Genomic DNA, 25,865 nt, shown 5'->3' with positions numbered 1-25,865 from the left:
TCTTGCATGTCTTCATTTAGATCATCACCTTAAACTCCCTTGATAATCTATTTATCGGACGTTACTGTAAATTATTTACCAAAATTTATACCGCTGCACGATTGATGTATATCGCAGCAATGATTACTAAGGCCCATATCGGGAGTGATAATCCCAGCCCCCACATACAACCTTTAAAAAAACCGATTTCTTCTATCATCTCTCATTTCTCCATTCCTAAATTCAATATATGTAACCTCGTTTAGATCAACTTATATCAAGGTTGATAATCTATATATCGGACGTTTTTGCTAATAATTTAGGAAAGATGTATTGGGAAAATAGATAGATCTCAGTGTCGAATGATGGAGGTGAGCTCATCCAATTTTCCCAAGAAAAACAGCTAAAGATTTGTCGTTACATGCCGATAAGGGATTTGGTTTTGTTAGTGTTAATGTAAAGGTGCCCGGTGCCTGACACCAATTACTTTTTATCTACCATTTCGTAAGCTCTAGTACAAAAAAGCAGAATTCCTATAGGAGTTCTGCTTTTTTGCTTGCTAACAGAGGTAGATTTCATGCATTAAAAATGAACTTCATCTTGATTGGTTACAACTAATAACGCTTTTCCCTTGTCTAATTCTTCTTCTAGTTGTTCAGCCTTTGATTGGTCAAATCCAATTTCCGTCATTTTGGACCTTAATTTATCACCTTTGCTTTTGAACACATTTCTCGTCGCAGTGCCTAACCCAGTGACGTTTACCCCAATCTTATTGGCATCTGTTTCCTTCCTGTCGCGTCTGACATGATCATTGTCATGAGCAAGAATGTAAATATCATCATCTCGAATTCCATTGTTTCTAAGCTTGTCAATCGATTCACTCATATGTTCATCATTGTGGAATATTTTAAATTTAGGATTCAATTAAATCAGCCTCCTCAGGACAAAAAGTACCCCCTTTTGAAAAAAACTAAACCATTGGATCGAAACAACGTTTATTTAAGTACTAACGTTATGGTCCCCCGGCTTTTGGTGTTAGACTAAAAGAAAAACTCGATCCATGAGGAGGCGTTTGTATGGGTTCTTATCTTTTTGATCAATTGCGTTTTGTCAGGTCAAATACGCTGAAATTGGTTGCCGGTCTCGACGATGAAAGGTCTGAGATCATCCCAGATCCTTTAAACAACCATATCAAGTGGAATCTTGGACATATTTATTTCATTCACGAAAGAAATGCCTTTCAATTCGTAAAGGAAAAGGAAGATTGGATCATGCCTGAGTCTTTTCCGTCGCTATTCAGCCCTGGCACGAAGCCGGAAAACAGACAAAAGATGCCGGTAGACCTTTCAGAGATCGTGCATTTAATGGAAAATCAGATCGACCGGATTGAATCCACATTCAAGGACCGGTTAAAAGAAAAGACAGAACCCTATACTACATCCATGGGGCTGCACCTCTCCACTGTTGAAGAGTTTCTCAGCTGCTGCCTGTTTCATGAAGGCATGCATTTGGAGAGGATTAATGTGATCAAGAAGCTAACCTAAAATAATGGCCATGAACAGTCCATGGCCACTTTTTAAAAAGGAGTTTTTTTTATGATGAATCAAAAAGCAGGATGGAACCTGGAGAACAGTTATGCCCGTCTGCCAGAGCTGTTCTTTTCCTTGATCGAGCCAAATCCCGTCCGCTCGCCAAACCTTGTCATTTTGAATCAACCTTTGGCAGAATCGCTAGGCTTGAATGCTGATGCACTAAGAGCTGAAGATGGAGTTGAGGCACTTGCCGGCAATCGGGTACCGGAAGGCTCTTTGCCGCTCGCCCAGGCTTATGCCGGTCATCAGTTCGGCAACTTTACTCGTCTGGGGGATGGCCGGGCTTTACTCATCGGTGAGCAATTGACTCCGAATGGTGAGCGGTTTGATATCCAGCTTAAAGGATCCGGCAGAACACCGTACTCCCGCGGGGGCGATGGCCGGGCTGCACTTGGACCGATGCTGCGGGAATACATCATCAGTGAAGCCATGCACGGACTTGGCATCCCTACCACCCGCAGTCTGGCTGTAGTAACAACCGGTGAGCCCATCTATCGCGAGACCGAACTGCCCGGTGCGATTATGACCCGTGTGGCTTCGAGCCATCTGCGCGTAGGCACTTTTGAATATGGGTATCACTGGGGTAAGCCTGCGGACATTAAAGCATTGGCGGACTATGCCCTGGAGCGTCATTTTTCAGAGGTCGAGAAAAAGGAAAACCCTTATCTTACCCTGCTTGAAGAAGTGATCAAGCGCCAGGCCAAGCTGATCGCCCAATGGCAGCTGGTTGGCTTCATCCATGGCGTGATGAACACCGACAACATGTCCATCTGCGGGGAAACGATCGATTATGGCCCTTGCGCCTTTATGGATGCCTTTGATTCAAAAACGGTCTTCAGCTCCATCGACATTCAGGGCCGTTATGCCTATGGCAATCAGCCGAGTATCGCAGTATGGAACCTTGCACGGTTTGCAGAAACTCTGCTTCCCCTTCTGCATGAAGAACAAGAGAAGGCCATCGAGCTGGCAGAGAATGCCCTTTCGACATTTAAAGAGTGGTTTCATAACCACTGGCAGAACGGAATGAAGGCCAAGCTCGGATTGTTCGGTGAAGAGAAGCAGGATGAAGCGTTGATCGGTGAATTGCTCTTTCTGATGGAAAAGCACCGTGCGGACTACACCAATACGTTCCTCGCTTTAACCTTCGATCGGAAGGAAGATCATGCTCTTTTCGATGACCAGGAGTTTACTAAATGGCGGGAAAAATGGCAGGCAAGGCGGGAAAAGCAGTCTGAATCAATGGCTGATTCCCTTCAGTTGATGAAGGACAGCAATCCTGCCGTCATTCCTCGGAACCACCGAGTAGAAGAGGCGTTGGATGCTGCTGTAGAGCAGGAAGATTACAGCGTGATGGAAAAGCTTCTTAATGTTCTTACAAACCCGTTTGCGCACACAGCGGAACAGGCTGAATACTCCAGCCTGCCGCCGGAGGATGGGCAGTGCTATAAGACGTATTGCGGGACTTGATTTAGTTTAAAGCTAAATAGACATCCTAAAAAGGAGGCTGACACCCGAAACTCATTTTATGTGAGCATCAGGATCAGCCTCCTTCATTTGTTAAGTAATTTACTCAACCGTTTCCGCTTCTAAATGTGGGACGGTAATTTCAAAGCCAGCCTGGGATTTATAGGTTAAAGAACCTTCAATCGTCCCATACACTGTAACTGTATCATCTTCTATAAAAGGTGTTGTGCCCGAGTAGGTTACATAGACTATATCATTAATATCATAACCATAAGAAGCTTTCGTAACGGCTAAACGGAACTCAGTGGAGCCATTTTTCTCCATTATTTGAACAATTTGACCTTGGAATTTAACAAAATCCCCTTTAAAAGTATCTGGATTCTTCTCCAGTTCGCCGTACCGTATCGTTTTGGCACTTTGCTTTCTTTCTTGCTCTTCCTGCTTTTTAAGGTTTTCATCATACATTTCTACTTCTTCTTTCGTATGGGCATTTGTTATTTTTATTTTACCCAAATGTGAAAACTCGATATCATAATGCTTGCCATCAGGAACAATCTCGCCCTTTGATACTTGATAATTTTGATGGAATGTATCGTAATGACCGTATTTTTCCGGAAACTTCAGGTTATTTGCTGTATCAACATAAACAGTTGCGGATACCTCATAGTTTCCATTTTCGATAAGGTAATATTCTTCCCCCATATTTACAGTGAATTTTCCGTCTTTAACTTTACCACCGCCACCATACGTTTCATCTGTATTTTTGTCTTCAATACCAACACCGACCTCTGTGCCGTCATTTAAATTCGTTTTTCCAGAAAACACAACGGTATCTTTAGCTTTATCATAGATCACCTGCTCTTGCTTTATATATAAGGTTTTCTTTTTCACAGGCTTCACCTCTTTCTTGGAAGCCTGTTTATGATCTGTTCCACTTACCGGCACTGTACTGATGCTCATACATGAAAAAATGAAGGCAATAACAAAGGATAGAATCATATAACCTACCCATTTCATAAACCCATTGTCACCCATATAAGCTTTAATAGCTAAAAATAAGAATAATATTCCAACCATAACACTAATGGTTGTAAAAAAAGTAAACATCGTCTGTATTCCCCCTGATGACTATTAAATTGTATCTGAATAATTTTACACCTAAACTATCATTTGCGAATCATATTTTTGAAGAATTACCTTATATTAAGAAAATTTCTTGTTATTTACTTTCGTTTACTTCCTGAAGCCCAGTTGCCGAAGAAGCCGTTCACTTCTGCTTCAGGTTCGAGAATTACTGCCTTTGCATTTTAATTCGGCAGGAAGGATTTTATAAAGAGAGATGGAATAGTAACTAAATATTCTATTTGGGGGAGATATCGTTGTCCATTTCCAAAGATATTAGTTACGTTGTTCGTACTGGAAAAATTGAGGATGCCGAGGCCATTTTAGACATACAGAGGTCCGTCGTATCCGAAGGCGAGTATCTGATTTCGTTATCCGAAGAGTTTAATAAAACGTCATCTCAACAAAAAGAATGGGTACAAAGCCTATTGGAGAATGAAAATGAAACCTTAATTGTCGCTGAAAGAGATGGTGAAGTTCTTGGCTGGATCGTATTTCAAGCTGCCCCGAATAGAAAGCGATTGTCTCATACAGGTTCTTTAGGGATGATGATCAGCAAAGGTTACAGAGAAATGGGAATTGGAAGTATGCTGCTAAAAGCTTTATTAGACTGGGCAGAGAAAAATCCTTTGATCGAGAAGGCAAGTTTAGGGGTTTTCTCAACGAATCATAGGGCAATCTCACTGTACAAAAAGATGGGGTTCATTGAAGAAGGCCGTAAAATTAAAGAGTTTAAGATGAATGAAAATGACTATGTTGATGATATTCTTATGTATAAATTCGTTAAATGAAAGTGGGGCTGTCCAAGAAGTCTGTAAGCTGTTGATTTCCGTTCCAGGCTGCTCGCTTTCCGCGGGGCGTGCGGTGAGCCTTACCGGCGTGAACGCCTACTTTTTGGCGCTAGCGCCTGCGGGAGTCTCACCTGTCACGCTAGTCCCGCAGGAGTCTCGCATCTTCCACTTCAATTAACTTTTCATTGAAGATTTTTCAAGCCAAAAAGGGGCTGCCTGAAGGTCAATTTTCGACTTTCTGGACAGCCCCTTTTTACTTTACACTTCAGTTAGTGATGCCATAATCTCACTCAAACTCAGCTCCGCACACGCCATCGAGGTATCTGACACCCCGTAATACATCTTCACGGTATCCCCTTCCACTAATGCCCCGCACGAGAATACGACATTGCCGAAGAAGCCGTTCACTTCGTAATCTGCTTCTGGCTCAAGGATCGGAGTCTCCGAACGGGCGATGACTTTGGACGGTTCGTTGAGGTCAAGCAGGACGGCACCCATGCAATAGCGGTTGTCTTTCGTCGCACCGTGATACAGTTCAAGCCAGCCTTTTTCCGTCTTGATTGGAACAGCGCCTCCGCCGATTCGTCCATCATCCCACATGCCATCACGCAATCCGAGCAAGTATTTATGGTTGCCCCAGTGGAGGAGATCTGGCGACTCAGCGATCCAGATCTCCGGCGCTCCTGTGCTTTTTGGTACCGGGCGGTGAAGAGCGTAGTATTTTCCGTTCACTTTTTCCGGGAAAATGAGGACATCCTTATTTTCCGGCGCGAAAATCATGCCATGGTGCTCCACGTTTTTAAAATCTTTCGTAGAGACGAGCGATTCTCCTACTCCGACAGGTGAAACCGCACTGTAATAGATGTAGTACGTGTCCTCGATCTTTGTGATCCTCGGATCTTCAATGCCGAACGTTTCGAGGTTGTTGGACGGATAGATGAACGGCTCGGGATCAATCGTGAACTCCCGCCCGTCCTTACTCCTTGCAATCCTTAGATAGGATAATGAAGTTAAGTAGACAAATTGCTCCGAGCCGGCTTTCCGAATCACACGCGGATCTTCGAAATCATACCTTTCATCAGAAAGCTGAAGCTCCAGGATCTCGAGTTCATTTTTTTCCACATTAAAAACGGGAGCTTTCACGATCTCAGGGTCCTCGCTCACCGGGCGTTCGGCTACACGCAGCAGCATGATGACTTCATCATTGTGCTGGGCGATGCCGGCGTTAAAGGCACCGATCACTTCAAAGTCCGGACGGTGAGGTTTAACATCACTAGGTGTTACTAAGGGGTTCTGTTCATATCGATATACATTCATGCTGCAGTCTCCTTATCTCTCATAGGGTAGGAACGGGTCTTGAATCGTCAGCTTATGGGCCTCTGCGTCACTGATGCCGGCATATAGATCGGCGGTGCCGTCTTCCTTTCGCACCAAGCCGCCGCTGAAGACCACATCCACCAGATCAGGGCGTTTTGACGCTCCTGGCAGAAAATCATTTCTTACCGCAATCAGTTCGATATCGGAATGCTCTCCTGTTTTCGGATTCACGACAAAGCGCATCGGGTAATAATGGCGGTTGCCTTCCGAATCAAAACTCGCGATGTGTCCGAGCACACCAATCAATCCACTGGAGAGGACATGCAGCTCGTTCGCTCCTCCCCACTCCTCGTCTGTAAACTGATTTTCCAAGAGCGGTGCATTTTCTATTGACTCCAGTGTTAAGTCGCTAAGCGCGGGAACGACCGTGAAGCCGATCTTCCCTCTTCCACCTTTTTCGCCTTGAGGCCTTGTGAAAACAGCGATGGATCCGTTCAACAGCTCGGCAATCCGCAAGTCCTTCATGCCATCCGGCCCTTTGAAGAACTCTTGAAGAGTATTGATGCTGCTTCCTTTATAAAAAACAGTCCGCCAGCCGAGGGCGTTTTCGATACTTGGATGCGGAAAGGTCTGCACGCCGCCAAGGACGAGCTCTCCGGCAATCCGGGTGAAGAACGGATCCTGCAGTTGGTAAACCGGTGATCCTTCTCTCGGAACCCACGTCTCCCCTGCTTTTATGAAAAAATGAACTTCGGATCGCTCGCTGTCACGCGCCTCCACCCTGCCGGCGATCACAAGCTCGCCATCGTCTTCAAACGGTGCGGTAATGTTGTAGACATCTTTTCCACCGACGCCTTCAAATAGCAGTTTTTCAGGATCTCCGGGCTTAACTTTTTTCTGGTATTCTGCGAGCAGTTCGCTGCAAGTTTTTACGTTGGATTTAACTAGTTTCAAAGGATTGTCCCTCCTTATTTCAGTGTGAATTGCATGCCTTCTTTAAACTTTTTGGCAAAGAACAGGAACAGGATGATGATCGGCACGGTCAGGATCACGGATGCCGCATACATCGGTCCAGGATAGCCGCCGTACGGACCGAACATCTGCGACAGAAGCACGTTCAGGGTCAGCATGTTGTCGCTCTTGACGACGAGCATGTCCCAGAGGAGCTCGGTCCAGCGCTCCATGAACAGGAAGAGAAAGACAACGATCGTGATCGACTTCGACATCGGCAGGATGATCCGGAAGATGATCTGCCAGTCGGACGCGCCGTCCAGTTTAGCCGCTTCAATAAACGTGTCGGGTATTGCCCGGAAAAAGTTCGTGTACATGAAGACCGCCCACAGACTCAGAGCTTTCGGCAGGATCATCGCCCAATAGGAGTCGTACAGCCCCAAGCGCTGGATGATGAGGAACGTCGGCACGAGCAGGATGATCGCCGGGAAAAACATTTGAAACAGGATGGCGTTGTTCAGGAAATTCCGCCCGCGGAACTGAAGCTTGGCGAGCGAGTACGCCACGATGATACCGGTCACCATCATGAGAGCCGTGGACCCGGTTGAAACGATCAAACTGTTGAAAAAGGCACGGATCCATGGCCGCGGTTCAGCGGACTGGCCGCCGCTCAGCAGCCATTCATATGACCGGAGCGAGAAGTGAGACGGAATAAGTGTCCGGTCCACCTGGTTCCAGTCGGCGAACGAGTTCAGGACCATATAGAGATACGGAAAAACCATGACGAACAAGAGCAGAAACGCGATGATATAACGGATGATGAGCGTATTTTTCTTATGTCCAACCATTTCGTTTCCCCCACATTTCTAAAAATTTTCGAATGATAAAGATCGAGATGAACGTAACGACGGACGCAATGAGCGCAACGGCGGATGCATAGCCGGCGGACAGGTTCTGGAACGCCTGCTTGTAGATCTCCATCTGCCACGTGTTGGTCGCGAAGTTCGGCCCTCCGCCTGTCAGCTGGTATACCTCGGTAAAAATCCCGAAGGTCACACCGATCGAAAGGATGAGTGTCGTGAAAAGAGCCGGGTACAGCAGCGGCAAGGTAATTCTCCAAAAGCGCTGCCAGCCGTTTACGCCATCGATGGCTGCCGCTTCGTAAATTTCTTTGGAGATCGATTCAAAGCCTGACGTTAAGATGAGCGCGTAGTAGCCGGTAAACTTCCAGGCCATGATTATGGAAACGACCAGCAGGGCTGAAAACGGTGTTCCGAGCCAGTTTACGTCAAGTCCGAACGAGCTGCGCAAGAATGTGCTGACCGGGCTGTTGTACGAAAGAAATCCTTTTACGATAAAGGAAGATACAACGCCGGATGCCAGGTACGGCAGGAAGAAACCGATCAGGAACAAGCCTTTGAACCGCGGCAAACCGTGAACGACGAGCGCCACGATCAGTGAGGACGCGATGACCATCGGCACGAACACGATCATGAACTTGAACGTAACAATGAATGCGGCATGAACGCCGGGGCTTTGCAGTGCTTTAATGAAATTCTCAAAGCCGACATGATGAAAAACGGGAGCGATCAAATTCCAGTCGGTGATCGACAGATAGAACGACCAGCCGAGCGGAATCAGGAAAAAGATCAGCCCATATAAAAGGTAAGGACTGGCGAATAGCCAGCCCAATCTGTTATTATGCTTGGTTCTCATTACTTGAGATCCCCCTCAATGGCCTGCTTCATCTTTTCCCAGCCTTTCTTCGGCTGCACTTCCCCTTTTACTACAGGGTTGACGGCATATTGGCCAATATAGGTTTGAAGTTCGTTGTATTTTGCGTTATCAATGGACGGCACGGCGTTCGGAATGGCCTCTGCGTAGGGCTTGAGCGCAGGATTCTTGTCAAAGATCGCTTTGAACGAATCGTTGGACGCCAAATCGTCGCGTGCAGGCGGAAGGTTCGTTTTCTCCATCCATTTCACATCATTTTCAGGTTTTGAATACACCCATTTCATGAATTCCATCGCTGCTTTTTTCTCGTTTTCAGGAGCGGAGGAATAGATCACAAGACCTTTTGTATCAGCAAACGTGGATACATCTTTTGTGCTGGCTCCGTCCGGCATTGGCGGTGTTGATAAAGCGAACGTTTCATTGTATTTCATCTCCGGGAACTTCTCTGCCCAGTAAGAAAGTGTCCACGGTCCGATGTCAGTGAAGATGCCGAGTCCTGTTTCGAACGGATCCTTCGACTGCTTGGTAAGGATGCCTTTTTCCTTGCGGATGTCGTTCATGAAGTTCAGCACATCCACTCCGGCTTTATCGTCAGCCACAAGCTTGCTTCCTTCTATAAAATTGTTGCCTTGTGACGCAGCGTCATAAAGCATGAAGAAGTCAAACCAGCGCTTCCAGGCGGTCGGATCGGCAAGGTCAGGCTTTGCCCACAAGTATTTATCCGGGTATTTCGCTTTTAGTTTTTTCGTTACATCGAGTACTTCGCTGTATGTTTTTGGCGGCTCGTTGTACCCCAGCTTTTTCAGGATATCGAGTCTCCAGCCGAACAGCATGGCGTTGGAGTAGATTGGCAGTACGTATTGGTTGCCGTCAGAGAACTTCCAGCCTTTGATCGTGTTGTTCATATTGCGTGATTTGATGATGTCATTGTAGCCATCAAGCTTGTTCAGCGGTTCGATCGCTTTGCTTTCCGCCAGCTGTGCCGCGAATCCGCGGTTGATGTTCTCGGACATCGTCGGTGCTTCCTTACCAGCGATCGCGGATTGGATGCTCGCTTCAGACGTCGGACTTTCCTTGATCGGGCTTACTTTGATCTTGATTTTCGGGTGATCTTTTTCAAACGCTTTGGCTGTTTCTTTCCAGTACGCTTGCTGCGGCGGGTTTGGTGCGGCCCAGAATTCAATCGTGGTGGTGCCGTTCTTTGATGAATCTTCACTTGCCGGGTTTCCGGTCGAACAAGCTGACAGAGCAGAAACTGTTAATGATGCTCCAAGCAAAAGTGATGCGGCCTTCTTCATTTTCATCACAATATCCCCCAATACGATAGTTTGAGTAAGCGCTGTCATTTATTATGAAAAAATTTTGCGCTTGCTCGGTCGAAAAAACATTACTTTTTATTCTATTTGTAACTTTGTAATGTGATTAATAACTTTACAATTACAGTTTTACATGATTACAAAAGTTCTGTCAATTCTTTTTGCCTTTCGCAAACGTTGTTGCTCTTGAGAGTAGTTGATCTCCGTTTCAGGATGCTCGCTTTCCGCGGGGCGTGCGCTGAGCCCCACGGTGCAAGCGCCTTTGGGTCTCACCTGTCACGCTACCCCCGCAGGAGTCTCGCACCTTGCACTCCAATCAACAATCAATGAAGTCTAGTTACAAAAATAGCACAAAGCATAGAAAAGAGTCTTGTCAGAAAATTAATAGGGATAATTTTCTTGTTGTGGTTTACGAGGGTTGTTGATTAGGTTATAGTGAATTTGTAACGTGACAAATGTAATTTATGTAATCCATATGATGATTTTATTTGAAAGGTTTGAATAACAATGGCGAAAAAGGTCTCCATGCAGGACATTGCAGATGCATTGAATATATCGAAAAACTCCGTCTCCCAAGCGCTGTCGGGGAAACCGGGTGTAAGTGAAGCAACTCGGCAACTTGTTGAAAAAACAGCTCAAGAGATGGGATACAGTGTGAGGAAGTCGTCTGTGTCCGCTGGTGTGGTTGGGAGCGGCACAGGCAGCATCGGGCTGATCGCTTCGGATTATGCCTTCTCGCTGAAAAGCTTTTTCGGGGAAATTTATTTGAGTGTGGAAAAAGAAGTGACCGAACGCGGGATGAACCTGCTCATTCAGTCGATCAATACTGTGGCGCGTGACAATCTAGTCCTTCCTTCCTTTATAGCAGAGGGCAAGGTCGATGGTGTCTTGATTCTCTCGCACATCAGCACGGAGTATAGTAACGCAGTCATCGCGACCGGCATTCCGACGGTCATTATTGACCATCACCATCCCTTGATTCAGGCGGATGCCATTCTGACGAACAACCGGTTCGGCGCCTATACCGCGGTCAAGCATCTGATCGAGCTTGGACACCGGAACATCGCGTATGTTGGAAACGTCAGGCTGTCCCCGAGTTATCAGGAGCGTTTGGAAGGCTACAGGCTCGCGCTTCAGGAGCATGGGATCGAGCTTAATGAGGAGTTTGTGTTTAGTGACGTTCTTGAGGATGATCAGGATGTAACCGGGCTCGTGCAGGGGCTGGATGTTCAGCCCAGTGCCTGGTTTTGCGTGAATGATGGGTTTGGCTTTTTTGTGAGGTCTGCCCTGCAGCAGCACGGCATTGCTGTTCCGGGTGAGGCTTCTGTGTGCAGTTTTGACAACGGAATGCTTTCTCGCTTGTCTACCCCGAAGATCACCACGATGAATATTGATTTGGAGCTGTATGGCCGGAAAGCCGTCGAGCAGCTCACATGGCGCATGCATTATAAGGATGAACCGATTATTGAGCTGCTGCTTCCGGCAGAGTTGATTGTGCGGGAGTCGACGGCAAAAAGGTAGTTCTTATTGGTGCCAGGCACCGGCGTTACACAAGTGTGTAATTGCGGTGCCTGGCACCAAGTTTTTACGGCCCTGATTAAAATACAAAAAAATCAGGCTGCATAGCACCCAAAGAATTTGGGCCTATAACAGCCTAATGATGTTGCCTTCCCTTTTTTGGCCACAACAAAAGAGCACCCTCCTGGATGCTCTTACCTCAATGATTTAATTATTATTTTCAAAAGAAATAATATATTTTAAGCCAGCATGAGCATCTTTAAATGTTGGGATCTGATTTAACTCCTGTATGCTCATTGCTAATTCAGGATTAATGCCAACTATAACACACTCTACCCCAATCAGATTTAGACAGTCATATAGTTTGGTTAGATTATATCTAACACTATCATCAAATGTGGTTATACCTCTTAAACTGACCATTACAAACCTGACACCATTTTTTACACATTCTTCCAACACTGTGGTTATAATATGTTCTCCGCGATCTATTTCCAGGCTTCCTATGAGCGTTAGAGCGATCGTTCTATCCCAAATATTCAGTATCGGCACAGAAAGATCTTTAATTAATCTTTCTTTTCTCTTGTCCTCTTCAACCTTTGAGGTAACGTCCATCAACATAACCATAAAACCTTGTTCTTTTCGAATGGGTGTAATTACGATATCTGCAATCACTTTGTCCTTAATATTAATCCTTGCCCTATGTCCTCCCTCGAGCCGTCCCATTACTCTGCGTTGATGATCAGGCTTGTTGTGAAAATAGTCCATATTCAAACCTATAAAATCATCTGAACTGGAAAGACCATAATACGGAGCAATCGTTCCTAAAATCTCCTTCGCCTTTATATTCATCCATATAATTTTATACTCTTTATCTGCAAGAATGATGACTTCACCAATACTGTTCAAAACATCAGTACTAGATAGATCAAATGGTACTTGATGCATGCAAGCATCTCCTTAAACTGGCATAGGTTTATTATAAAACAAAACACTATTTTTTTACACCAAGACAGCGCGGCTCAAGAAACAAGAAGTTCGAGGAGCAGCAGATTCCGAGGAACGGAATTTGGCATGAACCAAATGAGGATCTGAGGATATCAATGCAACAAAGAAATTCGCAGTTTTATGGAAGGCGCAAGAGAAAACGGAGCGTCTTCATGCTCCGCCATTTATCAAAGTATATTTTAGGTGCATTTCTTGAAAAGCCAACTTCCTATGTTGACCCATTTTCCCTATCATTCCACAGGCTCATATTTTTAAATTCTTTATGTAAATGCACTCAATAAAATTCTACTTTTCTCCCAATATTGCCACCGGACGAAAAACCTCGTAATGGATATGTTCCTTGGGAACTTCCCATTCATTCAAGGCTTTAATAATCGCTTCCATAAACGGAATGGAACCGCAGAGATAAAAATTAGCTTCTTTCTTAGCGAGTATGGATTGCAGGGAGTCCAAATCAATATATCCTTCTTTATCATAATTTTTGGCTTTTTTATCCTCTTCAGTGGGTGAATCATAACAAATAAATGATTTTACATTTTCATAATCGTTTTCCAATTGCTTCACATGTTCTTTAAATGCATGTGTTTTGCTGTTCCTTGTTGCATGAATGAACGTAACTTGGTTTGGTGCTCTTTCTTCGACGATTGTATTTAACATACTTAATAAAGGAGTAATTCCAATTCCTCCACTAATCAGCACAATTGGTAAATGATCATTGTTGAGAACAAAATCACCAGCAGGGGCAGAAAATTGAAGTGCATCACTAGATTGAATGTGATTATGCAGATAGTTTGAAACAATTCCATCTGGAGAATCTCCATGCTCATCTTCACGCTTAACGCTGATGCGGTAGTAATCTTTACCAGGTGCTTCAGATAAGCTGTAATGGCGAATATGCGTGTATTTCTCGCCAGGAATTTCTGCCTTAATCGTAAGATATTGACCAGCTTTATACGAAGCAATTGCCTTACCGTCTTTAGGCTTTAAATAAAATGAAGTGACCTCTTCGCTTTCCTTTACTTTCTTATCTACGTAAAAAGCCCGATATCCTTCCCAGCCTCCTGGCTGTTGTTCGGTTTCTTCGTAAAGTTTTTTCTCAAGATTAATAAAAGCGTCAGAAATATATCCATATGCTTTACCCCACGCTTCGATAATTTCATCTGTTGCAGTATCACCAAGAACATCTTTTACTGCTTGAAGCAATGTTTCACCTACAACAGGATATTGTTCAGGTTTTATTCCAATGGCCCGATGTTTTTGTGAAATCCTTTCAATAACTGGTTTAAGAGTATCCAGATTTGTAATGTATTCTCCAGCTGCATAAACGGCATATCCTAATGCTTCCTGCTGGAGACCTCTTTTTTGATTGGTTTGATTGAAGATGTTAAGTAAGTCAGGAGCTTTTTCAAATAATAGTTCGTAAAATCTTTTTCCTATTTCTTTACTGTGCTCTTTTAAAACAGGGGCGGTTGATTGTACGATATTAATGGTTTTTTCATCAAGCATATAACGTATCCTCCATGTTAAAATTTTTACCGAATTTTACTAATATGCCCCAATAATTTACCAATAGACTTCTTTCCTGTCTTCTCTTTGGTTTTACCTTTATAAAAAATTTCGTAATACTTTCAAAAATAGGATTTAGCAGCACCCGGATTGTCATAAAGCCATGCATAGGACTTCCTTTTATGCCGGGATTAAATTCCAGAAAAAATTTTAGCAGTAGTAAAACATAGGTTTAATTTTGCGTTGTGTTTTGGTGGAATTTGAATCGTAGAACGTATCAAACATCTCCGAGCTGCTCATTCTTTTTGTTATTTTCATGCAAAAATTGTGGAATTTCCCCGGAAATAGAAATGGTGCCAGGCACCTCCATTACACACTTGTGTAATTGGAGTGCCTGGCACCGTTTTTTGTTATTTCGTAATTAGATCCAAATCTACTGGAACGAACTTCTCTACCTTTTCGTCCTTGTTCACTTTGACCGCTGTTTGAACCGCCTCGGAACCGATCATGTCAGGCTTCTGTGCAACAGTTGCCGCCATCTTGCCTTCTTTGATTGCTTTTTGCGCATCGTCCGTTGCATCAAATCCGACAACAACGACGTCTTTCAAACCGGCTGCTTCCAATGCCTGAAGCGCCCCGAGCGCCATCTCATCGTTATGAGCAAACACCGCATCTACTTTTTTGTTGCCTTGCAGGATGTTTTCCATTACGTTCAATCCTTTAGCACGGTCAAAGCTTGCTGTTTGTTTCGCTACGATTTTAATGCCTTTTTCTTTATCGACTGCTTTATGGAAGCCTTCTCCACGCTCGCGCGCTGCAGAAGATCCAGAGATTCCTTCAAGCTCTACTACATTACCTTTTCCTTTAAGCTGCTTCGCGATATAGTCGCCGGCCATTTGACCGCCTTTGACGTTATCTGATGCAATGTGAGAAATGACTTTTCCGCCTTCTGCACTGCGGTCAACCGTGATGACCGGAATGTTGGCGCTGTTCGCCGATTCAATCGCTGAAGAGATCGCTGCTGAATCTGTTGGGTTCACTAGCAGTACATCCACGCCTTGCTGGATCAAGTCTTCAATGTCATTGACCTGTTTGGCAGAATCATCCTGTGCATCTACTGTTTTCAGCTGTACGCCAGCTTTCTTTGCTTCTTTTTCAGCCCCTTCTTTTAACGTAACAAAGAATGGGTTATTTAAAGTTGAAACGGAAAGACCAATCTTTAGATCACCCTTGCCCTTTTTCTTGTTGTCATCTGTTCCCGGCGCTTTTGTGGAACAAGCCGTAAGCATCAAAGCCCCTATGACGAGAATAATTAAACCCTTAAACATATTTTTCATCGTAAATCCTCCCTTTTTTTGTTTGCAGTTTGTTTGGTGCCAGGCACCGGCGTTACACAAGTGTGTAATTGCGGTGCCTGGCACCGAACCTCCTCGAATAATCTAAGCCGCCTTCTTCCGATCAATCAGCACTGCGAGCAGAATTACTCCGCCTTTAACCACCTGCTGGTAGAAGGATGAAACGTTTAATAGGTTCAAGCCGTTGTTCAGTACACCAATGATGAGGGCACCGACTAATGTACCGAAAATCCATCCCTTACCACCGGAAAGGCTTGTCCCGCCAAGCACGACAGCTGCGATGGCATCGAGTTCATACGCTGTACCTGCCGTTGGCTGTGCAGAATTCAAACGTGACGTTAAAATGATGCCGGCAAATGCGGACAGCAAACCTGTCAGCGAGTAGATCATAACTTTGATTCGGCCGACTTTAATACCTGACAGCAATGATGCTTCCTCGTTTCCGCCTATCGCATACGTTCTTCTTCCAAAGGTCGTCTTTTTCAGGATGAACCAGAGGACCGCGAACGCGAGCAGCATCCAGATGACCGGGAAAGGAATTCCAAGGAAATACCCACGTCCCATCAAGACAAAGCTCATATCATCCGAGAGGCCGGTGATCGGTTTTCCCTCGGTATAAACGAGCGTCAAACCTCGGAAAATGGTCATCGTCGCAAGTGTTGCGATGAACGGCGCCACTTTCCCTTTGCTGATAATGATTCCGTTGATGGCTCCCATTACAGTACCCGCAGCCAGACCTGCCAGCATCGCGAGAACTGGGTCTGTTCCGCCAGCCATCAGTCCGGCTGTGATCGCTCCGGACAGTGCCAGCATCGAACCAACGGAAAGGTCGATGCCTCCCGTTAAGATGACGAATGTCAGTCCAAACGCAATGAGCGCGTTAATGGAGACCTGCCGAAGCACGTTGAGGATATTCGTTAACGTGAAGAACTCCGGACTTAAGATGGATAGAACAATTAAGATAATGACGAGTCCGATGAGCGGACCGAGCTTCTGAAATATACTAATCTTTCGTGTTGAGGCTGACATGTTACATCCCTCCTGTTGCAGCATGCATGATTTTTTCCTGATCCGCTTCTTCGCGGTTGAGAATCCTGCTGATTTTTCCTTCATGAATGACGAGGATCCGGTCACTCATTCCTAAAATTTCCGGGAGCTCGGAGGATACCATAATGATGGACACTCCCTGCTCCGTCAGTTCATTCATAATCTGATAGATTTCTTTTTTCGCACCAACGTCCACGCCACGGGTCGGCTCGTCCAATATCAACACTTTCGGCTGATTGTTCACCCATTTTCCGATGACGATCTTTTGCTGATTTCCACCACTCAGTGATTTGACGATCTGTTCCCCGCCGGACGTTTTCACGTGGAGTTTTTTAATGAGCCGCTCCGTTTCTTTCTGTTCGGCACTTGCGGAGATCACACCGCCGTTTGACACCGCTTTCAAATTGGTTAGCGTGAAATTTTCACGAACGGTCATCCCTACAACAAGCCCTTTATCTTTGCGGTCCTCTGTGACAAAGGCCAATCCGGCCTCAATCGCATCTGATGGCTTCGAGATGTTCATCGGTTTGCCGTCGAGATAAATGCTGCCGCCATCCTTTTTCTTATAGCCGAAGATGGCTTCCATGATCTCGGTCCGGCCCGCGCCCATCAAGCCTGCTACACCGAGGATCTCGCCCTGCTTGACATCAAAGTGAATGTCTTCGAAGTGCTCTTTTCTAGAAAGTCCTTCCACTCTCAGCCGTTCCGGGCCGATCTTCGCCTTCCGCTCAGGAAACCGCTCGCCAAGCTGTCGGCCGACCATCATTGAAACAATCTCATCAAAATTCGTTTCTTTAACGATTTTCGTACCGATAAAATCACCGTCACGAAGAACTGAGATCCGGTCACACATCTGGAAGATTTCCTCCATCCGATGGGAGATGTAGACGATGCCGACGCCTTGCTTTTTCAGCTTTTCAATCACGGTAAAAAGCGCTTCTATTTCACGGTCGGTAAGTGCGGCTGTCGGTTCGTCCATGATGATGCAATCCGAATTTGTTTCAAGCACTTTGGCGATCTCGATCATCTGCTGCTGTCCGACCGAAAGCTCGCCGGCAACCGCATCAGGATTGATTTCCACCCCGAGCTGCTGCAGTGCTTTTTTCGTTCGTTTTCGCATATCGGACGTCCGTAAAATGCCAGTCTTGCCGTAAGTCAGCTCTTTTCCCAGGAAAAGATTTTCCGTCACGGTCAGGTAAGGAATGATATTCAGCTCCTGGTGCACGACTCCGATCCCCATCTCCTCTGCCTCTTTCGGATTGGAGAAATGTACGTCCTTCCCTTTTACTGTGATTGTCCCTTTGTCTCGTTCATAGATGCCGGCCATGATTTTCATCAGTGTCGATTTCCCCGCGCCGTTTTCTCCCATGAGAGCATGAACTTCGCCAGTCTGCACGTCAAAGCTCACATTTTTCAGCACATGAACATCTGAAAATGATTTATAGATACCTGTTAAATGAACAAGTGTCTTGTCACTCATTAGAAAATCACCCCCGCATGTAAAATGATGTTGGCATAAGGCGTTGTTTCACCCGTACGGATGACCGCTTTCGCATTCTTCGTTAATTCCTTGAACGTTTCATGAGAGACCATATTTTGCGCGGTGCCTGGCACCGCTTCGAGGACCTTGCTGAGATACGCTTCGTTCTCCTTCAATTCCTGAGCAAGCGTTACTTCCTCCACCTGCATGTCATCCGCGACCGCCTGCAGCGTTTCCAAAAAGCCTGGTGTCCCCATCGTCAGGGCGATGTCAATGCGTTTAACATCGTCCGGAATCGGTAAGCCGCAGTCTGCGATGACAATCGTATCTGTGTGGCCCATTCGTGCGAGAACCGAAGCAATCTCGCTGTTCAATATCCCTTGTTTTTTCATCTGCACCACCTCTTCCTCATGCTGTCTATTGGTTAAGTAAATGTTGGATCAGCCGTTAACCGCGATGAACTGCTCAACTTCTTCTTTCGTTGGCATTCCTGTCTGCGCCCCGAGCTTTGTCGTCGAGAGGGCCGCAACCGCGTTGCCAAATTTACAGGCCGCTTTCAGCGACAGCCCCTGGCTTAATCCAACGGCAAGCCCGCCGTTGAAGGAATCGCCGGCCCCTGTCGTATCTTTAACATCCACCTTGTAAGAACGGACGTTGATTTCTTCTCCATCTTTATAAAAAGTAAGACCATTTGAGCCCTTCGTTACGATGACCTTTTCCTTGATAAACTGCTCATTGCGGCCTTGAAGCAGCAATTCGAGCTCGTGTTCATTCGGTGTGATGTAGTCGACTTCCCGAAGGAGTTCTTCAGGCAACTCCTGAATAGGAGCAGGATTTAGGACTACCTTTACGCCGTTTTCCTTGGCGATGCTCACTGCTTTCTGAACGCTTTCCAGCGGTATTTCAAGCTGCACAAGGAGAAAATCACTGCCGGCTATTATCTCACGCTTCTTCTCGACAAATTCAGGTGTCACTTGATGATTGGCGGCCGGCACGACGATGATGCTGTTATCACCTTCTGATACAAGGATGGTGGCTGTTCCCGTGGATCCGGAGACCTGCTCTACATGTGTTACGTCTACACCCTGCTTATTAAGGTGATTCACAAGCTCAGAGCCGAAAACATCGTCACCTACACAGCCCACCATTCGGACATCAGCTCCAAGTCTTGCGGCAGCCACCGCCTGGTTCGCCCCTTTTCCGCCAGGAATCGTTTTAAACTCCTGCCCGAGGAGCGTCTCCCCCATCTTCGGAACCTTGTCCGAAATCGTCACCAGATCCATGTTGATGCTTCCCACTACCGTAATCTTAGCTGCCATCGCCAGCCCTCCTTTTTGTTTGATTGTGTTTGTTTCGGTGTCATTGATTCGGTGCCAGGCACCGTCGTTACACAAGTGTGTAATTGCGGTGCCGAGTTCCCGCCGCTCTTTACGGGAATTTGGCACCATCCTAGACCTTCCGCGTTGATTCTCGTTCGATCAGTTCAACATCCAATTCATAGAAGGTGTTTTCCACCTGTTTTTTCTCGATCAGTTTCACAAGCATTTCTGCAACAATCGTTCCCATTTTGTAGATCGGCTGGCCAACGGTGGTCAGCTCCGGTGTTGTTGCTTCAGAAAGTACGATGCCGTCAAAGCCGATAATCGCCAGCTCCTCCGGTACCTTCTTTCCGAACTGATGGGCCGCTTTGATCGCGCCAATTGCCATCACATCGTTTCCGGCAAATATGCCGTCAATCTCAGGGTGGCGGTTCAGCAATTCAAGTGTTGCCTTGATCGCTGTCTTCATCTCATAGTTGCCATCCTCAATATAGGTGGCGTCAAACCACGGTTCACTTCCCACTTCTTCGAGATAACCGGCACGCCGCTCCATCGCATTATCAATATGCTCTGGGCCGCTAAGGTGGGCTATTCGTTTACAGCCTATTTCTTTTAAAAAACTCGCCGCTTTTTGTGCACCGCTCTTATTTTTTACAACGACAGTAGGAATGTCTGCATTGATTTTCCGGTCAATACTGACAACCGGAATGTTCAACTGCTTCACTTTCGCGGCCGTCAATGTATTGGAAGCTACAATGAGCCCGTCAACATACTTTTGAAGCAGAATTTCAAGATAGTCTTCTTCTTTTTCTGCGTTTTCATCGGTATTGCAGAAGACAACGTTATAGCCCAGCTTATGTGCCGTGTCTTCCACTGCCCTAGCAAGCTCCGGGAAAAAAGGGTTAACTATATCCGGCACCATTAACCCGATGGTTTTCGATGTTTTTTTGTAAAGGCTTCGGGCTACTGCGTTTGGCTTGTAATTCAGCTGCTGGATCGCTGCATCAACCTTTTTCTTCGTATTTTCATTCACGTACCCATTGCTGTTGATCACCCTGGACACCGTCGCAACTGAAACACCTGCCTGTTTCGCGACATCTTTAATGGTTGCCATAATCAAACAACTCCGATAAACTGCTATTTTAAAAAGTTAGTTAAGAATTCACTATAACATCATGATGTGTAACCGGTTACATACCGTTGAAATAAAAATCGGCTATAGCTTATGTAACCGGTTACACACAGTATAATCTCCTCCCTTTGAGTTGTCAAAGAAAAAAATATAGAAATTTGTAGAAAGCTTTTTTTGGTGCCAGGCACCGGCTTTTGACATCTATCAAAAAGCGGTGCCTGGCACCATTGTTAGAAAAACTTTTACAGCCAAACTTTATCCCTATTGACAAGAGCTCATCATCATAATAAGATAACTGACAGAATAGATAGAATTATCTGTTTATTTTTTTGTTCCTATTCCAAAACTTAGTTTTATATTATAAAACAAATAAATCATTTACCTCTTTGTTTATACATAAAAGACAGATTTAACGCTCTAATTTTTATCTTTTGAAAGCGCTGCCATTTTGGCGTTTTATAAAAAACAAGGAGGGATTGGGTATGGAAGCAAGACTTGAGACAAAGCAAGCTAAGCCGGTGAATTTCGCACGGAAATTTCGCTGGACGGTTGTTGTTTGGTTGTTGATCGGGGGTATCATCAACTATCTAGACCGGGCGAATCTTTCCATAGCAGCTCCAGAAATGATGAAAGAACTCGGGCTGACTGCCACAGACATCGGATTGCTGGGAACCGTTTTTTCTTGGAGTTATGCGCTGATGCAGCTCCCTTCCGGCTGGCTTATCGACCGTTTCGGAACGAAAAGGGTCTATACAATCGCATTGATTTGGTGGAGCGGCGCTACCATGCTGACTGGGGCAGTACATAAAATGTCTACCTTTATCATGGCCCGGGTTTTGCTTGGCGTCGGTGAAGCTCCATGTTTTCCGACCATGGCCAAGATTACTTCTTATTGGTTTCCGAAAAAGGAAAGAGGGCTTGCGACTGGGATATGGGACTCATCCTCCAAGTGGGGACCCGCTATAGCACCGCCATTGCTCGTTTTTCTCATGGTAACTTTTGGCTGGAGAGCCCTCTTTTATATCACGGGGGCCATCGGCATAGTTTTTGCCATCGGATTTTTCATCTTTTATAAAAATCCGGACAAAAGCCGCAAGCTTTCCGAGATGGAGCTGGAATATATACAATCGGAAGGCGCTGGTTCGGAACATAGCATTCAAACATCCAAAATTAAATGGGGAGAATTATTTAAGTATCGAAGTGTATGGGGGATGATTCTTGGCTTTTTCTGTACGATTTGGATCTGGAATATCTTCCTTGTTTTCCTTCCGCTATTTTTGACCAATGTTCATCATGTCTCTTTAAAGGAACTGGGTATTTATGCAGGAATTCCATGGCTTGGCGGGATCTTCGGAAATATTTTTGGTGGATACCTTACGAAAAAGCTCGTGGATAAGGAAGTTACTACACCGATCAAAGCAAAGCGTGCGCTTATTAGTATCTGTGCCATCTCTGCGGCCGTCGTGGTTTGTGCCGTTCCGTTCGTGACAGGACTTGCGATCACACTCACACTGTTGACGCTTGCTCTATGCTTTATTTCAGCAATGACGGGAAGCGCCTGGGCGCTCGCGGGTGATATCGCACCGCCTTCCATGGTTGCATCAGTCGGTGCCATCCAGAATTTTGGCGGCTATTTTGGAGGAGCCTTTTCTCCTGTTGTAGCCGGAATAATCGTGGATACTACAGGTTCCTACTCTCTTGCTTTTATCTCCGGCGGTCTGATCGCAGGCTGTGCGGCATTATGTTATTGGTTTATCGTCAAGAATCCGATTCAAGAATAAGGATAAGGAGGAGCACTATTGAAACCGAAAGTTTTTCTCGCAAGACCTATCTCTGCTGAGGCAGAAGCGTATATTTCAGAGCATTGCACATACGAAAAATGGCAAGGTTCTGCACCGATAACGAGAAGTGAACTGCTAGAAAGGTTGGAGGATGCAGAAGGACTGCTCATTACCGGGGAAAAAATTAATGACGAACTGCTGGATCATGCCCCAAAGCTAAAAGTCGTCAGTAATATTTCCGTTGGTTATAACAATTTTGACCTTGAGTCCATGAAAAAAAGGAACATTATGGGTACGAATACCCCTGATGTTCTCAATGAAACGGTGGCTGATCTGGCTCTGGCCTTAATGCTTTCCACAGCACGCCGCATCCCCGAGCTGGACAAGCTGGTGAAGGACGGCAAGTGGGAGGAGCAAGACGACGAACCGCTTTTCGGTGTCGATGTTCACGGAAAAACATTGGGTATCATCGGCATGGGCAGAATTGGCGAGGCTATTGGAAAGCGCGCCAAATTCGGCTTTAATATGAACATTCAGTATCATAACCGGCACAGGAAACCTGGATCAGAAAAGATTCTGGATGCTGACTATGTTCCGCTGGAGGAATTGCTGCAATCCTCGGACTTCGTACTGTTAATGGTTCCTTTTACTCAGGAGACGAGGCACCTTATGGGTCAAGAGCAATTTGCACTCATGAAAAACTCCGCCATCTTCATCAACACTTCACGTGGACAGACGGTCGATGAAAACGCCTTGATCCAAGCTCTGCAAAACAAAGAAATCCTGGCTGCCGGACTCGACGTATTTGACCAGGAACCCGTCTCAACAAGCAATCCGCTGTTGAAGCTTCCTAACGTGGTGACCCTGCCTCATATCGGTTCAGCGACTCACCAGACGAGGTTTGATATGGCCATGCTCGCTGCCAAAAACCTGGTCGCTGCAGTTACCGGAAACGAGCCGCCAAACATTGTCCAGGAACTAAAAAGCGGCATCATGCTGTAAACGGTAAACGGTGCCAGGCACCTCAATTACACACTTGTGTAATTTGTGGTGCCTGGCACCAATTTATTAAAAAGCATACTTCTTGCTTACTATAAAATAAACCCATTGATGGATAATACTTTCCTATTTGTTTGTTACTGTAAAATGGTAGCGCAAAAAATAGCGAGAGGTGATGTGTTTTGATGAAGATGGTAAAAAAAATGCTGGTTCTGATTGTTATGGGATTCACGCTAGCCGCAACACCAAGTTTATCGTACGCACAAACACTGGGTAAGGGAAGTACAGGCAATGAGGTTAAGACCCTGCAGAGCCGCATGAAGAATGCAGGCTACTTTCATGGTCCTGTTACCGGCTATTATGGACCTCTCACAAAGTATGCTGTCGCTAATTTTCAGCTGGCCACTGGCATTGTTCCTGACGGAGTTGCCGGCCCGCGCACATTCGGTAAGTTAAACGATGTCGAAATTATGGCAAGGGTAGTCAACGGAGAAGCGCGCGGGGAATCCTACCTTGGGAAAGTCGCCGTAGCTGCGGTCATCCTAAACCGCCTTGAAGATTCACGTTTTCCAAAAGATACGTTTAATGTCGTCTACCAGACCAACGCTTTCACTGCCGTCCATGATGGACAGTATAATATCTCTCCTAACGCTTCCGCCTATCGTGCTGCCATTGATGCCATGAAAGGCTGGGACCCTACACACGGTTCTATTTTCTATTACAATCCTCACCTTGCATCGAACAACTGGATCTTTTCACGCCCAAGCGTTACCCGAATCGGCAATCATATATTTGCTAAATAATATTATTTTGGTGCCAGGCACCCGCTTTTGACATATGTCAAAGAGCGGTGCCTGGCACCAATTTTGTAACCCCACTTTTCGTATTGTCGAAATAAAATTTTTTATTACAAAGTATTTCGACACAATTTTCTGATATTTTTTGATAAATTATTAACTGCAGTCTTATATTGATGAAAAGGGGATAGAAATTTGAAGAAAAAGCTTGCTGTACTTTCAATGTGCTCAGCCCTGTCATTCTCACTGTTTTCGGGACTTGTTTCCCAGCCTGCCAGCGCTGAGGAATCAGCCTCACAGGTGCATTATCTTCTAACGTTTAAAGGCAACAACGTCCCTTCCAACCTTTCTGCAAAAATTGAACAAGCCGGCGGTTCTGTGGAACGTGTCGTTGAGGAAATTGGTGTTGTAGAAGCCAAATCATCCTCCCCTGATTTTCTTGCCAAAGTGAATGCAGATTCAAATGTTCAAGCCGCGGACAAAGAATTGGAAGTTTATTTGGAAGACGATCCAAATCCAGCTGACGGACAACCCATTACATCCATTCCGCAGCCCGACTGGAACGATCCGAACCAAAACTACCATGAACTCCAGTGGGATATAAAGAAGATCACGAACGATTTTAAATCCTATGACATCAACAAAGGAAACCATAATACCGTCGTCGGGATCATTGACACTGGTATGGACTTCAATCATCCTGATTTAAAAGCAAATGCCGATCTTGCCGGCAGTAAAACCTTTGTGCCTGGCACGAAAGATGCCCGGGACGAAAACGGCCATGGAACACACGTAGCCGGTTCCATTGCTGGTAACGGTAAGGTATACGGCGTCGGCCCGAACTTAACCGTACGCTCGTACCGGGTTTTCGGTGCTACAGGCGGTGCACAGCAATCTTGGATTACCGATGCGATCGTGTCTGCAGCGAACGATGGAGTTGAGGTCATCAACATGAGCCTTGGCGGATGGCGCTGGATGGCAAACAATCTTGGCGACAAAGGCGATTCCGCTTCCATGGTGGCTTATCACCGTGCCATGCAGTACGCTACGCAAAAAGGTGTGACGGTAGTCGTTTCTGCCGGCAATGACTCCCGCAACTTGAACGACATCCATGACATGCAAGCTTACTGGAAGGAAACGTACGGATTGGATATTAAAGGACCTTCCCGTGTAGCACCTGCACAGGTTCCTGGAGTCGTTACGGTATCCTCTTCCAATGAGTGGTCTAAGGATAAAATTGCGTTCTATTCCAACTACGGAAGCGTGATTGATGTAGCTGCTCCTGGCGGCGACAACGGCCCGACATACGATGCCCTATACCGCCAGGATCCAAAAGGAAACTATCTTGATAAGCGTGACTTTATGTACCGCGCGTTCTCAACCTGGCCAACCTACCTGGCACCCTATGTAACAGGAAACTTAAAAGGTTATGCCCTTCTTCACGGTACTTCCATGGCTGCACCGAAAGTAGCCGGTATCGCAGCGGTCATCAAATCACAGCATCCTGAATATTCGCCAGCACAAGTTCAGGCCAAGCTGCGCCAGACAGCTGTTGATCTCGGAAAAGTGGGACAAGATCCACTATTCGGGTCTGGAGAAGCCAACATCTATAATGCATTAACGAAATAAAAAATTGGTGCCAGGCACCCGCTTTTGA

General features: G+C 45.7%; 25 protein-coding genes. 10 read left to right on the top strand and 15 right to left on the bottom strand.

Features of this window, described 5'->3' with window-relative positions; genetic code table 11:
- Positions 1 to 561: 561 nt before the first annotated feature.
- Entirely contained in the window at positions 562 to 903 is a 342-nt protein-coding gene (locus tag AR335_RS14510) for a general stress protein (protein ID WP_062237220.1), read from the bottom strand.
- A 152-nt stretch (positions 904 to 1,055) separates the two neighbouring features.
- On the opposite strand from AR335_RS14510, the gene AR335_RS14505 reads away from it, so the two are divergent.
- The gene (locus tag AR335_RS14505; RefSeq protein WP_062237218.1) at positions 1,056 to 1,523 is read left to right on the top strand and encodes a DinB family protein; all 468 of its coding nucleotides are present in this window, start codon (positions 1,056 to 1,058) and stop codon (positions 1,521 to 1,523) included.
- A gap of 51 nt (positions 1,524 to 1,574) precedes the next feature.
- Entirely contained in the window at positions 1,575 to 3,038 is a 1,464-nt protein-coding gene (locus AR335_RS14500) for a protein adenylyltransferase SelO (protein WP_062237216.1), read from the top strand.
- A 99-nt stretch (positions 3,039 to 3,137) separates the two neighbouring features.
- Here the strand turns inward: AR335_RS14500 and AR335_RS14495 are convergent, their stop codons facing one another.
- Positions 3,138 to 4,142: a hypothetical protein gene (locus tag AR335_RS14495; RefSeq protein ID WP_062237214.1), complete on the bottom strand. Its 1,005-nt coding sequence runs from the start codon at positions 4,140 to 4,142 to the stop codon at positions 3,138 to 3,140.
- Between the two features lie 272 nt (positions 4,143 to 4,414).
- Here AR335_RS14495 and AR335_RS14490 point away from each other — a divergent pair, with 272 nt between their 5' ends.
- Together AR335_RS14490 and AR335_RS24145 are read left to right on the top strand one after the other, a co-directional pair.
- The gene (locus tag AR335_RS14490) at positions 4,415 to 4,948 is read left to right on the top strand and encodes a GNAT family N-acetyltransferase (protein WP_062237213.1); all 534 of its coding nucleotides are present in this window, start codon (positions 4,415 to 4,417) and stop codon (positions 4,946 to 4,948) included.
- Positions 4,949 to 4,979: 31 nt separating this feature from the next.
- Positions 4,980 to 5,126 (top strand): hypothetical protein, encoded by a 147-nt coding sequence (locus tag AR335_RS24145; RefSeq protein ID WP_156419006.1) that lies wholly within the window; start codon positions 4,980 to 4,982, stop codon positions 5,124 to 5,126.
- An 80-nt stretch (positions 5,127 to 5,206) separates the two neighbouring features.
- Here AR335_RS24145 and AR335_RS14485 read toward each other — a convergent pair whose 3' ends face one another.
- The 5 genes from AR335_RS14485 to AR335_RS14465 are packed head-to-tail and all read right to left on the bottom strand — an operon-like array spanning position 5,207 to position 10,254.
- Positions 5,207 to 6,265 carry a BtaManbiosPhlase gene (locus AR335_RS14485; protein WP_062237211.1) on the bottom strand — a complete coding sequence of 353 codons (1,059 nt, stop codon included), beginning with the start codon at positions 6,263 to 6,265 and terminating at the stop codon, positions 5,207 to 5,209.
- Positions 6,266 to 6,277: 12 nt separating this feature from the next.
- The gene (locus tag AR335_RS14480) at positions 6,278 to 7,219 is read right to left on the bottom strand and encodes an MTP-1 family protein (protein ID WP_062237208.1); all 942 of its coding nucleotides are present in this window, start codon (positions 7,217 to 7,219) and stop codon (positions 6,278 to 6,280) included.
- 14 nt (positions 7,220 to 7,233) lie between these two features.
- Entirely contained in the window at positions 7,234 to 8,064 is an 831-nt protein-coding gene (locus AR335_RS14475) for a carbohydrate ABC transporter permease (protein WP_053356626.1), read from the bottom strand.
- The gene (locus tag AR335_RS14470; protein WP_062237205.1) at positions 8,051 to 8,932 is read right to left on the bottom strand and encodes a carbohydrate ABC transporter permease; all 882 of its coding nucleotides are present in this window, start codon (positions 8,930 to 8,932) and stop codon (positions 8,051 to 8,053) included. The genes AR335_RS14475 and AR335_RS14470 overlap by 14 nt, the downstream gene beginning before the upstream one ends.
- Positions 8,932 to 10,254, bottom strand: a complete 1,323-nt coding sequence (locus AR335_RS14465; RefSeq protein WP_199805096.1) for an ABC transporter substrate-binding protein — start codon at positions 10,252 to 10,254, stop codon at positions 8,932 to 8,934. The genes AR335_RS14470 and AR335_RS14465 overlap by 1 nt, the downstream gene beginning before the upstream one ends.
- A gap of 208 nt (positions 10,255 to 10,462) precedes the next feature.
- On the opposite strand from AR335_RS14465, the gene AR335_RS24140 reads away from it, so the two are divergent.
- Positions 10,463 to 10,603 (top strand): hypothetical protein, encoded by a 141-nt coding sequence (locus AR335_RS24140; RefSeq protein ID WP_156419005.1) that lies wholly within the window; start codon positions 10,463 to 10,465, stop codon positions 10,601 to 10,603.
- 170 nt (positions 10,604 to 10,773) lie between these two features.
- Positions 10,774 to 11,787, top strand: a complete 1,014-nt coding sequence (locus AR335_RS14460) for a substrate-binding domain-containing protein (protein ID WP_062237203.1) — start codon at positions 10,774 to 10,776, stop codon at positions 11,785 to 11,787.
- A 204-nt stretch (positions 11,788 to 11,991) separates the two neighbouring features.
- Here the strand turns inward: AR335_RS14460 and AR335_RS14455 are convergent, their stop codons facing one another.
- The 8 genes from AR335_RS14455 to AR335_RS14420 form a co-directional block, all read right to left on the bottom strand.
- Entirely contained in the window at positions 11,992 to 12,732 is a 741-nt protein-coding gene (locus AR335_RS14455; protein ID WP_062237202.1) for an STAS domain-containing protein, read from the bottom strand.
- Positions 12,733 to 13,077: 345 nt separating this feature from the next.
- On the bottom strand, positions 13,078 to 14,298 hold the full coding sequence (hmpA, locus tag AR335_RS14450) for an NO-inducible flavohemoprotein (protein ID WP_062237200.1): 1,221 nt from the start codon (positions 14,296 to 14,298) through the stop codon (positions 13,078 to 13,080).
- Between the two features lie 410 nt (positions 14,299 to 14,708).
- Positions 14,709 to 15,635: a ribose ABC transporter substrate-binding protein RbsB gene (rbsB, locus tag AR335_RS14445; protein ID WP_062237198.1), complete on the bottom strand. Its 927-nt coding sequence runs from the start codon at positions 15,633 to 15,635 to the stop codon at positions 14,709 to 14,711.
- 102 nt (positions 15,636 to 15,737) lie between these two features.
- Entirely contained in the window at positions 15,738 to 16,682 is a 945-nt protein-coding gene (gene rbsC / locus AR335_RS14440; RefSeq protein WP_062237196.1) for a ribose ABC transporter permease, read from the bottom strand.
- 1 nt (position 16,683) lies between these two features.
- On the bottom strand, positions 16,684 to 18,180 hold the full coding sequence (locus AR335_RS14435) for a sugar ABC transporter ATP-binding protein (RefSeq protein WP_062237194.1): 1,497 nt from the start codon (positions 18,178 to 18,180) through the stop codon (positions 16,684 to 16,686).
- Positions 18,180 to 18,572 carry a D-ribose pyranase gene (gene rbsD, locus AR335_RS14430; RefSeq protein ID WP_062237193.1) on the bottom strand — a complete coding sequence of 131 codons (393 nt, stop codon included), beginning with the start codon at positions 18,570 to 18,572 and terminating at the stop codon, positions 18,180 to 18,182. Before rbsD ends, AR335_RS14435 begins: the two co-directional genes overlap by 1 nt.
- 48 nt (positions 18,573 to 18,620) lie before the next feature.
- Positions 18,621 to 19,499 (bottom strand): ribokinase, encoded by an 879-nt coding sequence (gene rbsK, locus AR335_RS14425; protein WP_062237984.1) that lies wholly within the window; start codon positions 19,497 to 19,499, stop codon positions 18,621 to 18,623.
- A gap of 130 nt (positions 19,500 to 19,629) precedes the next feature.
- The gene (locus tag AR335_RS14420; RefSeq protein WP_062237191.1) at positions 19,630 to 20,613 is read right to left on the bottom strand and encodes a LacI family DNA-binding transcriptional regulator; all 984 of its coding nucleotides are present in this window, start codon (positions 20,611 to 20,613) and stop codon (positions 19,630 to 19,632) included.
- A 500-nt stretch (positions 20,614 to 21,113) separates the two neighbouring features.
- Between AR335_RS14420 and AR335_RS14415 the strand changes: the two genes are divergently transcribed.
- From AR335_RS14415 to AR335_RS14400, 4 genes are all read left to right on the top strand, one after another.
- Positions 21,114 to 22,412: an MFS transporter gene (locus AR335_RS14415; protein ID WP_062237190.1), complete on the top strand. Its 1,299-nt coding sequence runs from the start codon at positions 21,114 to 21,116 to the stop codon at positions 22,410 to 22,412.
- Between the two features lie 18 nt (positions 22,413 to 22,430).
- Positions 22,431 to 23,414 (top strand): 2-hydroxyacid dehydrogenase, encoded by a 984-nt coding sequence (locus tag AR335_RS14410; RefSeq protein WP_062237187.1) that lies wholly within the window; start codon positions 22,431 to 22,433, stop codon positions 23,412 to 23,414.
- Positions 23,415 to 23,596: 182 nt separating this feature from the next.
- On the top strand, positions 23,597 to 24,214 hold the full coding sequence (locus tag AR335_RS14405) for a cell wall hydrolase (protein WP_062237186.1): 618 nt from the start codon (positions 23,597 to 23,599) through the stop codon (positions 24,212 to 24,214).
- Between the two features lie 189 nt (positions 24,215 to 24,403).
- A complete protein-coding gene (locus AR335_RS14400) occupies positions 24,404 to 25,837 on the top strand; it encodes a S8 family serine peptidase (protein WP_234293306.1) in 1,434 nt (477 codons plus the stop codon).
- The last annotated feature ends 28 nt before the right edge of the window (positions 25,838 to 25,865 follow it).

This window comes from Fictibacillus sp. FJAT-27399, assembly GCF_001510655.1.
Classification (GTDB): domain Bacteria; phylum Bacillota; class Bacilli; order Bacillales; family Fictibacillaceae; genus Fictibacillus_C; species Fictibacillus_C marinisediminis.
The sequence above is the reverse complement of the archived record's forward strand: the minus strand, read 5'-3'. Positions and strand labels throughout refer to the sequence as shown.

What these genes read in the sequence shown, in the direction of transcription:
- AR335_RS14505 (WP_062237218.1), top strand. Translation starts at nt 1,056, where the DNA reads ATGGGTTCTTATCTTTTTGATCAATTGCGTTTTGTCAGGTCAAATACG.
- AR335_RS14500 (WP_062237216.1), top strand. Translation starts at nt 1,575, where the DNA reads ATGATGAATCAAAAAGCAGGATGGAACCTGGAGAACAGTTATGCCCGT.
- AR335_RS14495 (WP_062237214.1), bottom strand. Translation starts at nt 4,142, where the DNA reads ATGTTTACTTTTTTTACAACCATTAGTGTTATGGTTGGAATATTATTC.
- AR335_RS14485 (WP_062237211.1), bottom strand. Translation starts at nt 6,265, where the DNA reads ATGAATGTATATCGATATGAACAGAACCCCTTAGTAACACCTAGTGAT.
- AR335_RS14475 (WP_053356626.1), bottom strand. Translation starts at nt 8,064, where the DNA reads ATGGTTGGACATAAGAAAAATACGCTCATCATCCGTTATATCATCGCG.
- AR335_RS14470 (WP_062237205.1), bottom strand. Translation starts at nt 8,932, where the DNA reads ATGAGAACCAAGCATAATAACAGATTGGGCTGGCTATTCGCCAGTCCT.
- AR335_RS14465 (WP_199805096.1), bottom strand. Translation starts at nt 10,254, where the DNA reads ATGAAAATGAAGAAGGCCGCATCACTTTTGCTTGGAGCATCATTAACA.
- AR335_RS14460 (WP_062237203.1), top strand. Translation starts at nt 10,774, where the DNA reads ATGGCGAAAAAGGTCTCCATGCAGGACATTGCAGATGCATTGAATATA.
- AR335_RS14455 (WP_062237202.1), bottom strand. Translation starts at nt 12,732, where the DNA reads ATGCATCAAGTACCATTTGATCTATCTAGTACTGATGTTTTGAACAGT.
- hmpA (WP_062237200.1), bottom strand. Translation starts at nt 14,298, where the DNA reads ATGCTTGATGAAAAAACCATTAATATCGTACAATCAACCGCCCCTGTT.
- rbsB (WP_062237198.1), bottom strand. Translation starts at nt 15,635, where the DNA reads ATGAAAAATATGTTTAAGGGTTTAATTATTCTCGTCATAGGGGCTTTG.
- rbsC (WP_062237196.1), bottom strand. Translation starts at nt 16,682, where the DNA reads ATGTCAGCCTCAACACGAAAGATTAGTATATTTCAGAAGCTCGGTCCG.
- AR335_RS14435 (WP_062237194.1), bottom strand. Translation starts at nt 18,180, where the DNA reads ATGAGTGACAAGACACTTGTTCATTTAACAGGTATCTATAAATCATTT.
- rbsD (WP_062237193.1), bottom strand. Translation starts at nt 18,572, where the DNA reads ATGAAAAAACAAGGGATATTGAACAGCGAGATTGCTTCGGTTCTCGCA.
- rbsK (WP_062237984.1), bottom strand. Translation starts at nt 19,499, where the DNA reads ATGGCAGCTAAGATTACGGTAGTGGGAAGCATCAACATGGATCTGGTG.
- AR335_RS14420 (WP_062237191.1), bottom strand. Translation starts at nt 20,613, where the DNA reads ATGGCAACCATTAAAGATGTCGCGAAACAGGCAGGTGTTTCAGTTGCG.
- AR335_RS14415 (WP_062237190.1), top strand. Translation starts at nt 21,114, where the DNA reads ATGGAAGCAAGACTTGAGACAAAGCAAGCTAAGCCGGTGAATTTCGCA.
- AR335_RS14405 (WP_062237186.1), top strand. Translation starts at nt 23,597, where the DNA reads ATGAAGATGGTAAAAAAAATGCTGGTTCTGATTGTTATGGGATTCACG.